General features: G+C 43.2%; 8 protein-coding genes and 1 tRNA gene. 4 read left to right on the top strand and 5 right to left on the bottom strand.

Annotation, left to right across the window (positions count from 1 at the left end):
• Nucleotides 1-293: 293 nt before the first annotated feature.
• Together HXY43_RS24890 and HXY43_RS24885 are read right to left on the bottom strand one after the other, a co-directional pair.
• Nucleotides 294-366, bottom strand: a tRNA-Arg gene (locus tag HXY43_RS24890).
• A gap of 73 nt (nucleotides 367-439) precedes the next feature.
• A complete protein-coding gene (locus HXY43_RS24885; protein WP_290889313.1) occupies nucleotides 440-745 on the bottom strand; it encodes a DUF4090 family protein in 306 nt (101 codons plus the stop codon).
• Nucleotides 746-988: 243 nt separating this feature from the next.
• Between HXY43_RS24885 and HXY43_RS24880 the strand changes: the two genes are divergently transcribed.
• On the top strand, nucleotides 989-1,360 hold the full coding sequence (locus tag HXY43_RS24880) for a hypothetical protein (protein ID WP_290889309.1): 372 nt from the start codon (nucleotides 989-991) through the stop codon (nucleotides 1,358-1,360).
• 139 nt (nucleotides 1,361-1,499) lie between these two features.
• Here HXY43_RS24880 and HXY43_RS24875 read toward each other — a convergent pair whose 3' ends face one another.
• The 3 genes from HXY43_RS24875 to HXY43_RS24865 all read right to left on the bottom strand — a co-directional run bounded on the left by HXY43_RS24875 (nucleotide 1,500) and on the right by HXY43_RS24865 (nucleotide 5,334).
• Nucleotides 1,500-1,754 carry a hypothetical protein gene (locus HXY43_RS24875; RefSeq protein ID WP_290889306.1) on the bottom strand — a complete coding sequence of 85 codons (255 nt, stop codon included), beginning with the start codon at nucleotides 1,752-1,754 and terminating at the stop codon, nucleotides 1,500-1,502.
• Nucleotides 1,755-1,842: 88 nt separating this feature from the next.
• Nucleotides 1,843-4,995, bottom strand: a complete 3,153-nt coding sequence (locus tag HXY43_RS24870; protein ID WP_290889303.1) for a phosphoenolpyruvate carboxylase — start codon at nucleotides 4,993-4,995, stop codon at nucleotides 1,843-1,845.
• 102 nt (nucleotides 4,996-5,097) lie between these two features.
• Nucleotides 5,098-5,334, bottom strand: coding sequence for a hypothetical protein (locus HXY43_RS24865; protein WP_290889300.1), 237 nt, complete (start codon nucleotides 5,332-5,334; stop codon nucleotides 5,098-5,100).
• Nucleotides 5,335-5,650: 316 nt separating this feature from the next.
• Here HXY43_RS24865 and HXY43_RS24860 point away from each other — a divergent pair, with 316 nt between their 5' ends.
• The 3 genes from HXY43_RS24860 to psbA form a co-directional block, all read left to right on the top strand.
• Nucleotides 5,651-8,629: a DUF1574 family protein gene (locus HXY43_RS24860; protein WP_290889297.1), complete on the top strand. Its 2,979-nt coding sequence runs from the start codon at nucleotides 5,651-5,653 to the stop codon at nucleotides 8,627-8,629.
• Nucleotides 8,630-8,787: 158 nt separating this feature from the next.
• Nucleotides 8,788-10,296: an MBOAT family protein gene (locus HXY43_RS24855; RefSeq protein WP_290889295.1), complete on the top strand. Its 1,509-nt coding sequence runs from the start codon at nucleotides 8,788-8,790 to the stop codon at nucleotides 10,294-10,296.
• A gap of 432 nt (nucleotides 10,297-10,728) precedes the next feature.
• Nucleotides 10,729-11,771 (top strand): photosystem II q(b) protein (gene psbA, locus HXY43_RS24850; RefSeq protein WP_290889292.1); only part of this gene is annotated, 1,043 nt, incomplete at its 3' end.

The raw sequence follows: 11,771 nt of genomic DNA, 5'->3' as shown, positions 1-11,771 counted from the left end.
GTTAACGACGGGGTCTTAATTGGAGAGTTTGCGAACTAAAGTTGCTCAACTTCTGGCCGATCTAACTCCTCAAATTGCTGCTTCTTTGGCTGGTTACGACTTCATCCTTAATGCCTTATCTGTCGCAAACATTTTTTGAATTGGTATAAGTATCCTTTCACGGTTAAGTCTGCTATTGCTTTTGTAGCAGCAATATCACCCTTGTTCTTAGTATGATGTAGCAATAATGAACCCTCAAGCGAGGATATTATCCTATCACCTCACAGTGCTTGAGAGTTCATATTTAGTTAAAACGAGCGCGGCAGGACTCGAACCTGCGGCCGACTGCTTAGAAGGCAGTTGCTCTATCCACTGAGCTACGCGCCCATGTTAAAAAAGGCTTTGGGAAAAGCCGACTGTACTATTGTATCTGTCTCGCTTTAATAATGCAATCTCAATCTTATTTGCCGCCATAGAAAAAGGCAATTTCTTTGTCTTTGAGAGGCGCGAAACCAGCATCCATCAGCTTTTGGTTAAGTTCGGCTTGGGGAATGTGTTTTGCACCAATCCGGACGATGCGCGATCGCATTGTATTGCTGACACCACTGCGCTGTCTGTTTCCCTCTAGCGCCATGACTTGATGATAAAGTTCTAGCTTCGCAGGCGGAATAGGACTACCGTCAAAATCAATTCCCTGCGCGATCGCTTCATCAACAGCATCAGCACCCTTAGTAGTTTGCTGGAATTCGTTAGTTTCAGCAGTCATGGCAATGTAATTTTATCCTTACTGCTGCATTCTACCAAGAAGCTTGAGCATAAAAAATAGCAATTGATTTTTCCCATACTGCCGATTATCCTTCCTCAAGCTGCTTCAAAGGCGTTTTTGGCGGGATCGCAAATAATAACTAAATAATAATATCTAAATAATTGCCGTATATTTTCGTATACGCTTGTATATATAAAGTTTTTGGTTTAATCTCAAACCAACGGTATAGTCAAAGGTGGTGCAATGTCTGACCCTCACACTCCTCAAAGCAAAGACCGTACCCTGGAAAAAGCTCTGACTAACAAAATTATCGACGATTATTTTGAAAATTCAGAAAGCTGGCTACGAGCGATTTTGCGGATGTGTATTTTCTCTTTGGCTCACTTCGACGGACAACCTGTATTTATGGTGGAATGTCCCAATCAAGCAGTAGCTAAGCGGTTAAGTCGTAAAACCTATCCATTCCGGGGAATGGTATATTTTTTGACAGATGACTTTCATGCTAGCGATCGCAGTTTGTTTTGCTATCAAGAAGGCAATGAGGGGACTTGGCGCTGTTTTGACACCAGCAATAACTCTTGGACTGAGTTGAAGAAAGCAGGAGGCAGAAGATAAAAATTATGAATTATGAATTATGAATTATGAAATTTTCCGCATTCATCATTCATGATTTTCACCCACTCCCTAATCCCCATTGCCCCTAATCCCCACTCCCTGTGGTCGTGGGGGCCCCGAGTTCCCCATTCCCCAATCCCTATCCCCTTCTTGGGCGTGTTACTAAACCGCCGACAAATGCCCCCAAGATTGTGCCAGTCCATAATCCTGTTGTGCTACCTTGCCAAATTGCTCCTGGTGTTACCCAAGCATTACACACATGCTTGAAACCCCAAGCTTGGCTTTGACACTTTTGATAATGGAGTTTTACACTGATTTGCCCACCAATGTAACCACTAAGAAAACCTGACAACAATGCTAAAAAGGTGCAAACTAGTACTCGGTTGTTAGTCATTAGTCAATAGTCATTTGTTAGTAGTTAGTAGTTAGTAGTTAGTTGTGGGTTTTTAACCACTAACAACTAACCACTAACCACCAACATTTCAACCTGTATTTCTCATTCCGGCAGCGATACCATTAATTGTTAATAATGCACCACGCAGTAGCTCACCCTTACTATATCGAGAGTGAATCACTCCCGAGGTAGCTATATTCTTAGACTGACGCAGGCGCTTGAGCAGAGAAACCTGGATGAAGCCCAACGGTACAATTGTGCCATTGCGTAACTGCACCGATCGCTGCAATACAGGATCGCCATCTAAAAGTCGTTCGTGTTCGGTGATTTTTAGTACTAAGTCGCGTGTGAGGTAGTATTCGTTAGCAATTTGTTCAAATACTTTCTCAAAGCGGGGTTTATCTTCTGGATCGGATAATTCCTCGACGTAGCGCCGCGCCATTTGTAAGTCTACTTTTGCCAAGGTCATTTCTGCTTTGGAAATCACCATTTTGAAGAATGGCCATTTCATGTAGAAATAGCGTAGCAATTGCAGGTGTTCTTCCGGTTCTTCGCTCAAAAATTCTTGCAAAGCTGTACCTACACCATACCAAGAAGGCAGCAAAACCCGCGTTTGCGTCCAGCTAAACACCCAAGGAATTGCCCGCAGACTGCTTAAATCTTTCTTGCCAGAGGGACGACGCGCCGGACGGGAGCTAATTTGCAAGAGGCTAATTTCTTCAATCGGGGTAACTTGGTGGAAAAAGTCAATAAAATCTGGTTGTTCGTAGATGAGTGAGCGATAATGAGTGCGCGATCGCGCTGCTAACTCTTCCATTATTTGATTCCAAGGTTCGATATTATCAAACCCTGTCCGCAGCAAACTTGCTTGAATTACAGCTGTTGTAATGGTTTCCAAATTGTACAGCGCTAAATCTCGCAAGGAATATTTGGAAGCCAAAACTTCACCTTGTTCAGTAATTTTGATTCGCCCGTTGATACTGTGACCAGGCTGTGCCAAAATCGCCTCGTAAGCTGGCCCGCCACCACGTCCTACGGAACCGCCGCGTCCGTGGAAAATCCGCAGAGTCACCCCATGTTCTTCGGCGATGTGCTGTAGTGATTTTTGGGCTTTATGAATTTCCCAGTTGCTACTTAAAAACCCAGAGTCTTTGTTACTGTCAGAATACCCCAGCATGACTTCCTGCAAGTTGGGAGTCAGGGGAGATGGGGAACTCGGGGCCTCCGCTCCCGCCAGGGAGTGGGGATTAGGGAGGACAGCGCCGTGGGCGGGTTCCCCGACTTGGGGCGACTGTCCGTCGGCAATGGGGGGATGGGGAGATGGGGAGGCATTCCCCCTGTCCCCTTGAATTGCAGCGTAACCACCTGCTAGCAAAGCCCGATATAAAGGTAGTTCAAACAATTGTCGCATGACGCTGCGGGAGCGTTGTAAGTCTTCTACAGTTTCAAATAGGGGAACTACCTGAATAGTACCAACAGCAGTACCGGGGTCGTAAAGTCCGGCTTCTTTGGCCAATAGCAAGACTTCTAGCACATCGCTGACTTGGCGACACATACTGATGATGTAAGTTTTGCAGACATTGCTACCAAATTCTTGTTGTAGCGATCGCACTATCCGCAAAGTTTCAATGATATCGTTGGTTTTTGGTGAAAATGGTAGTTCTGCGGGAATTAACGGACGGCGGGTTTGCAATTCTCCGACTAGCCAGGCAACTTTTTCTTCCTCAGAAAGTTCATTGTAAGGAAGCTTCAAAATACCCAAATATTCCAGAATCTCATTTAAAGCGTCCGAGTGACGAGATGATTCTTGGCGGATATCTAAACAAGTCAAGTTAAAGCCAAAAATTTCGACTTGACAAATGAGATTTTCTAATTCTCGACTAGTTAAACCCGTTTCTGTCAAATTGCGTTCAATTAGCCGCAGTTCCGCTAAAAATTCTTCTCCAGATCGATAAATGGGAACGTCGCTTTTTGGTGTTTGCCGACGATACAAAGCCAAATTGCGATCGCGTGTATTTTCCAATCGCCTCAGTACATAAGCCATTTTGAGCCGATACGGTTCTTGGCGATAACGCAGTGCCAGTTCATCATAAACATCACTTAACTGGGACTGATCTATTTCTAGAGATTCCAATAAATCTGGCAAAACATCACTCCAGTGCAGCGACACACTCAACAAATTAATCAGCCGCTTCACTGACTGAATATACCTTTCTAAAACTATGTTGCGCTGATAGCAAGCTGTCTGCCAAGTAATTTCTGGTGTCACTGATGGGTTGCCATCTCTGTCTGCACCTACCCAAGAGCCAAACTTGCAAAAGTTTTTACTTGGTGGTTCTAGCCAAGGAAAGGTACTTGCCAAAGCGTATTTAAAGCGTTTGTAAAGTTGAGGAATGGCATCAAACAAAACTTCTTGAAAGTAGTGCAGAGCATAATCTACTTCATCCAGTACACTTGGTTTGAACTGGTGCAACTCATCGGTACGCCACCACAGCCGAATTTCTTCTAGCAACTGTTCCCGTAGTTCCGCAGCTTCCCAGTTATGGACACCGTTACCACCACGTTTTTCCACTACCTCCAGTTGTTGCAGCAGCTTTACCACTCGCCGCTGTTTATCGCGGATGGTATGACGGACAATTTCCGTTGGGTGAGCAGTGAATACTAACTGTACATCCAATTGTGCAATGAGGCGTTGAATTTGTTGCGGCGGTACGTTTAGCTGGTATAAATGAGGAAACAAGGCTGCGAAAGTACCTTTGCGTTTGCTGTTCGAGTTAGCTTGTCGATTTATATTCAGTAAGTCTGCTGCCAGTCCGCTGTTGAGAGAGGTTTCTGTAGCTTGTGAAATTGTGGGAGAGGTTGTATTTGTGAGAGTTGCCTGAGTGCCTGGTTCACCCCCTACCTCATAGCGAGTTATTTGCTGCCGTTGTTCGTAGTCCTGCTCTATGATGTTAATCAGCTGAAAGTACAATGCAAAGGCACGAGTTGCCCGAATCGCATCGTTAATGTTCAACTGTTCAATCAGCTTAAATACAGAGGAGGCTTGATCGTTGGTTGCTTGTCCTTCTGGCGAACACAAATCGCGTAGTTGCTGCAACAGATCCACCATAGTTTGACCGCATTCTTGCCGAAGTACGGATTCCCACAACTCCTCGACCATTTGTAGGCGATGGCGCAAAAATAAATCGGAGGCAGGGTAGATATTCACTTCCTGAGCAAAAAAGTATAAAAGAGAACTCATATCCTCTGTTGTAGTAAAGCCAATTAATTTTTATGATTCCAGCTTTTGTTCTGAAGCGTCATGGAATTTGCCACAATAATTTTGGGAAATGTAGTATAATATCTAACGCTTATTTTCTGTGGCTGGCTCTGGGAAATTAAGGATCGGAAGGCGATCGCCGCGAAATAATTCTTCACTAGCTTCCCCTAAAGCTTGCAAGGTTTCTACAGCAGCTTTCTCTGCTATCAGCAACATGAGAACAGATGCCGTACCCATTTGTAAGAGAAAAGATTGGGGAATAGTGAACAAAACCAAATTTAGTCCGGAGTTAGCTGATGATTGGGAATTGGCAGCCGACATAAGTAATTTTTGGTGTAAGGAGGATAAATGAAAAAAGGTAAAAATCGAACAAAAGTCAAGCTTACAAGCTTACACAAAGAGGTTTGATGATTTGGCAGAAAAATAACTTCACAAAAGTGCTCAAAAAAACCTCATAGTGGATAATTCTATGGTTCTAGTTTACAAGTGATTAGGCATTGTTAGTAGTTAGTGGTTAGTAGTTAGTAGTTAGTAGTTGACCACTAACCACTAACCACTATCCACTATCCACTAACGACTATCCACTAACCAATTTGGTACTATCCCCAATACTAGCTTCCCCCAATCTCAACTTCCCATGAAAACATTATTACCAATTAGCCAACAGTCTTTAGTGCAATGGGTAAGCCAAGCAACAGGAATCAGCACTTTAGGGGTGAAAGTCCGGTTGCGGGGAAACGATCTACACATTCTTTGTGAAGGCATAGAGTGTCCTAAACGTTGGCAGACTCTCTCAGATTTACTACACGCCCTACAGCATACAGACTTAGATGCTCTGACTAAGACCGAACAAAACTCAATATACCAAGTTTTTGTCTACGGCCGAAAGAAGGGTGAAAAGAAGCCGCAGTGGTGTCATCAGGTTTTTTTAAATCAATTAGAGCGGCATTTGCAACAGGTGGATCAAGCCTTGCTTGCAGATGCTGAAAAATCCAGTCAAACTGGTGGGGCGCTGATTCTTTCTAACGAAAGTCTGGCACGTCAAGGCAATCCAGATGCGATCGCTCGCTATCTTAGCGAAACGCTGAGTAGCTTGGGAATAGGGGTAGAAGTCAAAGTCAAAAAGCAAGAAGTAGATCTAGAAAATCCAACCAATCAAAATCGGTTATTAATATATTGTCAGTCGAGCTACACTCCCGATCCATCATTAATCGCAGAACCAATAGCGCAGAAGTTGCGTAATCTCAAACTTTCTGGCTACCAAGATGCAGTCATTGCCACGACAATTTTTGGCGAAACAGGCTTTGACTGGGTACTGCGGGTAGATCTGACACCGGCCGAAGTAATGTTGAAAGAATGGGCGCGTTGGGGAGATGTGCAAGCGATCGCGCGGTTGTTGAATGAGAGGTTGTCTGAGTTCAAAGTCAAGGTAGGGGCAACTCTCAAAGAATCAACGCTACATGTATTTTGCAGCCCCGCTGTTGCTTCCAGAACAACAGCCCAAGCACCCGATCAAACACTGTGTATAGAAGCGATCCTTCCCCAATTGCAAGCCCTTGCACCCCAAGGAATTCTTGCCGCTACTATCTACGGACACAAAACAGCAGATGAACAACCAGCTTGGATTGATTGGCAATCTTTACCTGCAACTGAACATCCGGCACTAGCAGCATCAGCGCTAGAATTAACATCGGCTGGTGACGAACCTGCTATTATTTTCTTACTTGAGCGCTTGCTCAATCCTAACCTGGATGTTCGCCTCAAAACAGGTGGTACTCGCGTACTCCTGCTACGTAAAGGCGATTTGTTACACTTAATGTGCGAAGCACCTGTGTGCCCAGCACGCAAACGAGTAGCCAGTAAAGTTACTCAGTTTGTTAATCAGTTAAAAATACCAGGTATAGCAGGCGTACGAGTTTACGGCCGCCGTGCTGGCAACAAGGAACCTTTTTGGCACTATGGCGTCGATTTTGTCGAACGCCAACGTTTAGTACCAGAAGCTATTCCACAATTTGCTGCTACTGCTGCCTATGTTGGCGAGCTTTTAACATCTGAGGCTAGCGAGCCTGTGTTGCGTCCCGATTTAACCACCCAAGAAGTACAAAGTATCTTTGCAGAAGTGGCTCGGGATTGGGGTGCAAGAGTCAGAAGATGGCTGTTGGCTACACAGCTGTTTGTTGAAACTGACGAGCCACAAGAACAAAGCGCAGACGAAAAAGGATGGCGCGTTGCCTTTGTTTGGGGTATGCTGGGTTTTTTACTCACCCTACAATCAGATTGGGTTTTGGGTTACATAGTTTCTCGTTACATACCTCCAGCGCCAAAAGTTGTTAGTGTTCCACTCACATCATCCTCTGCTTACGATTCCACAGAGGAACTAGAAAGAACTGCCTTTTTTACCAATACATCAAGTGAAAAATCCCCTGCGTCTGGGAAGAATGTATTTAACACTTCCGGGTTCACGCACAATATAGATAATTTAAAACCAAGACAGAGAGCAACAGCAACAGCTATTCTTTTAGCAGCGCGATCGCAATTACCAAGTTTCAACGCTCGGCAATTAGATGAGCAATTGGCACTTTACAAACAGCGTCTTGCCAAAAATGGTAAACCACCAGATGTGTTAATTATTGGTTCTTCTCGCGCTCTGAGGGGAGTAGATCCATCCGCGCTTTCTAAAGCTTTGGCAACTCAAGGCTATCCAAATCTTGATGTATTTAACTTTGGTATTAACGGAGCCACAGCCCAAGTTGTAAATTTTATCCTCCGACGGGTGCTGAAGCCATCAGAACTGCCAAAATTAATAATTTGGGCAGATGGTGCTCGTGCGTTCAACAATGGTAGAGAGGATGTAACTTTTAAAGCGATCGCTACATCACCTGGTTATCAACAGGCATTGCAAAAAGCACCAGCAAACAAAGACTCAGATAATGTTGTCAGCACGACCGCACCTACTAATGAGGAGTCAAATTTAAAAACTGAAACCAATAAAGATAATAATTATCAAACTTTGGATCGGTGGTTGAATCAAGCTTTGGCTGCTGTTTCTACTACTTATCCACAGCGCGACAATCTCAAAAAGTTGCTCACCCAAAAACTGAATTCTTTACCTTTGATCGGCGATCGCTCCAAAGGAGTCTCCACAAAAGTCTCAGCCACAGTTACAGAACAAGATTATTTTGATCAAGCTGTTGATTTTGATGGCTTTTTACCAATATCTATCCGCTTCAACCCAGCTACATACTATCAAAAACATCCTAAAGTTAATGGCAATTATGACAATGACTATAAATCTTTCCAACTAGGAGGTGAGCAAGACGCTGCTTTGCAAGAAGTACTCCAGTTTGCTGAGTTTAGAAAAATTACTTTAGTATTTGTTAATATGCCCCTGAGCGGAGAATATCTAGATTCAGCACGCAGAAAATATGAACAAGATTTTCAGCAGTACATGCTAAATTTAGCCCAAAATTCCAACTTAATTTACCGGGATTTGAGTTTAATTTGGCCTAAAACAAATGACTATTTTTCTGACCCTAGCCATCTCAATCGTTACGGGGCAGAGGAAATCTCAAGAAAACTTGCGATCGATCCGATGATTCCTTGGTCGGCAAAGTAGATTAACTGGATAGTAGTTAGTGGTTAGTGGTTGGTAGAGACGTGCCATGGCACGTCTGTACATTGGTTAGTAGTTAGTGAAAAAACCTACTATTAACTTAACTACTCAAAATTTTCTATTGACTCTTGACTCTTGACTCTTGACTCTTGACTATTTAAATGAACTTCATATCAATCTTATACGGACTGTTTTTACTCAGCGTACTGATAATTTATTGGTTGGTAACACAACAGAAATTACGGCTGTGGGCATTACTGATTGCCAGCATTGCTTTCTATGCATCTTTACAACTTCAGTACGTTCCACTGCTATTAGCACTAATTTTTATTAACTTTCGTTTTGGACTAGCTATTGGTTACAATAACTCACCCAGCCGAATAAAAATCAATGATTTAGACTTGCAAATTTCTGACGAACAGATGCAGTTTCATCAAGCTGATTGGAACAGTCGGCGTTTAAAACTATTATGGCTGGGTGTAATTATTAATATTCTGCTGCTGTTAGGTTTTAAGTATGTACATCCTTTAATCAAATTTTTTCACTATGATTCAACAAATTCAGCACTGGTTTCTTTAGAATTAATTGCACCTTTAGGTATTTCATTTTTCACATTTGAGTGTATTGCTTATTTAGTTGATGTTTATCGTGGTGCGCCTGCTGCTAATCAGTTTGTTAAATTTGCAGCATATAAATTTTTCTTTGCTAAATTGATTTCTGGCCCAATTACTCGCTTCCACAACCTGGCAAATCAATTCAATCATCTACACTTGCCTACAGCTGATGTTGTAACAGAAGCGCTATGGTTGATTGCACTAGGAGCAGTTAAAAAAGGTGTTTTGGCAGATCACCTGGGAATATATGTAGATTTATGCTTCGGTAATTTACAAAGAGCAGGTAGCACTGATTTATGGTTAGCAATATTTGCCTACGGTTTTCAGTTGTATTTAGATTTCAGCGGTTATGTAGATATTGCCCGTGGTAGTGCTTTACTTTTCGGCTTGGTTTTACCAGAAAATTTTGACTTTCCCTACTTCAGCACAAGTATTGCAGACTTTTGGCGACGCTGGCATATAACGCTGGGAGATTGGCTGCGTAATTATATCTACTTCCCTTTAGGTGGTTCGCGTCAAGGATTGGGGCACACCTGCTTGAATTTAATGATTGTGATGTTAATCGCTGGTATTTGGCATGGTGCGGCATTAGGTTTTTTTGTTTGGGGAGCTTGCCACGGTTTAGCCTTAGTTGCGCATAGACTTACTGATGCTTTTAGCGATCGCTTTGAGAACTTAGAAAATTTCTGGCACAACCCCTTGGGTACATTTGTAGCTTGGCTGCTGACACAAATAATGGTTTTCACCTCTTGGATCTGGTTCCGTCTACCGAATCTGCAAGATTCTTCTTTAGTATTTCGACACCTTTGGGGTTATCCTGCTGATACCCAGTTTGCTCAAAAAGTCTATGTGGAAGCTCTAAACATCAGTCAATATCAACTAGGAATGCTGCTGGGCATTATTGCTATTTGCATGGCTGTAATTTATTACTTTAACCGTCAACTGAAATTACAGTTCAATTGGCCTGTAAAACTCTTGTTTGTGCTTCCTTGCTTCTATGCTGTCTGGGTACTAGCTCCAGAAGGCAGTTTGCCGTATATCTACTTTGATTTTTAATGCAATAAGCAAGTTTCATCTTTCTTTACATAACTGATGTTTATGTTGTTTATGTGTGTCAGCCTACTTAGTACAACATTGCATAAGTTCATAGAGATATTTTTGCACCAAGACTCTGCTACCTGGTGCGCTGACTCTGCGCCCCTCTGCGTTTAAAAACGCTACCTTTGCTACCTTTTTACGCAAAGCTGTACTTAGTTCATTAGTAGAACTGGCAATTGAACTATGTCTAACTAAAGTATTAAGAAATAATTCAAAATATTAATTAATAACTTTAATTATTACGAAAATTTAATATACAAAAATTAACAAAAAATGAGTGTTTAACCGCTTGAAATAAAATAAATTTTGTGTAAAGTTTTTAATACAGGCAACTAAATATTTTTGCCTGAATTCATAAGTCAAAAAAAATTCATCGCACTCATAAGAGCAATGACTACAACCTTACAAAGACGCGCAAGCGGCAACGTATGGGAACGGTTCTGCGATTGGGTAACCAGCACAGAAAACCGTTTATATGTAGGTTGGTTCGGCGTCCTGATGATTCCTACTCTCTTAGCCGCCACCACCTGCTTCATTATCGCTTTCATCGCTGCTCCTCCCGTTGACATCGATGGCATCCGTGAGCCTGTTGCAGGTTCCTTACTGTATGGCAACAACATCATCTCTGGTGCTGTTGTACCTTCTTCTAACGCCATTGGCTTGCACTTCTACCCCATCTGGGAAGCAGCTTCCTTAGATGAGTGGTTGTACAACGGTGGTCCATACCAGTTGGTAATCTTCCACTTCCTGATTGGCTGCTTCTGCTACATGGGACGTCAGTGGGAGTTGTCCTACCGCTTAGGTATGCGTCCTTGGATCTGCGTAGCTTACTCTGCTCCTTTGGCATCTGCGACCGCAGTATTCTTGATCTACCCCTTGGGTCAAGGTTCCTTCTCTGATGGTATGCCCTTGGGTATTTCTGGAACCTTCAACTTCATGATCGTGTTCCAAGCTGAGCACAACATCTTGATGCACCCCTTCCACCAGTTAGGTGTAGCAGGTGTATTCGGTGGTAGCTTGTTCAGTGCAATGCACGGTTCTTTGGTAACTTCCTCCTTGGTGCGTGAAACCACCGAAACCGAATCTCAGAACTACGGTTACAAGTTCGGTCAAGAAGAAGAAACCTACAACATCGTTGCTGCTCACGGTTACTTCGGTCGTTTGATCTTCCAATACGCTTCCTTCAACAACAGCCGCAGCTTGCACTTCTTCCTGGCTGCTTGGCCTGTAGTTGGTATCTGGTTCACCGCGCTGGGAATCAGCACGATGGCGTTCAACCTGAATGGTTTCAACTTCAACCAGTCAGTAATTGACTCTCAAGGTCGCGTGATCAACACTTGGGCAGACATCATCAACCGCGCTAACTTGGGTATGGAAGTTATGCACGAGCGCAATGCTCACAACTTCCCTCTCGACTTGGCTAGTGCTGAAGT

Origin of the sequence: Fischerella sp., from assembly GCF_013388695.1 — a bacterium.
GTDB lineage: Bacteria > Cyanobacteriota > Cyanobacteriia > Cyanobacteriales > Nostocaceae > PCC9605.
The sequence above is the reverse complement of the archived record's forward strand: the minus strand, read 5'-3'. Positions and strand labels throughout refer to the sequence as shown.

Excerpts from the sequence above, each read along its gene's own strand:
- HXY43_RS24885 (WP_290889313.1), bottom strand. The coding sequence starts at position 745 with ATGACTGCTGAAACTAACGAATTCCAGCAAACTACTAAGGGTGCTGAT.
- HXY43_RS24880 (WP_290889309.1), top strand. The coding sequence starts at position 989 with ATGTCTGACCCTCACACTCCTCAAAGCAAAGACCGTACCCTGGAAAAA.
- HXY43_RS24875 (WP_290889306.1), bottom strand. The coding sequence starts at position 1,754 with ATGACTAACAACCGAGTACTAGTTTGCACCTTTTTAGCATTGTTGTCA.
- HXY43_RS24870 (WP_290889303.1), bottom strand. The coding sequence starts at position 4,995 with ATGAGTTCTCTTTTATACTTTTTTGCTCAGGAAGTGAATATCTACCCT.
- HXY43_RS24865 (WP_290889300.1), bottom strand. The coding sequence starts at position 5,334 with ATGTCGGCTGCCAATTCCCAATCATCAGCTAACTCCGGACTAAATTTG.
- HXY43_RS24860 (WP_290889297.1), top strand. The coding sequence starts at position 5,651 with ATGAAAACATTATTACCAATTAGCCAACAGTCTTTAGTGCAATGGGTA.
- HXY43_RS24855 (WP_290889295.1), top strand. The coding sequence starts at position 8,788 with ATGAACTTCATATCAATCTTATACGGACTGTTTTTACTCAGCGTACTG.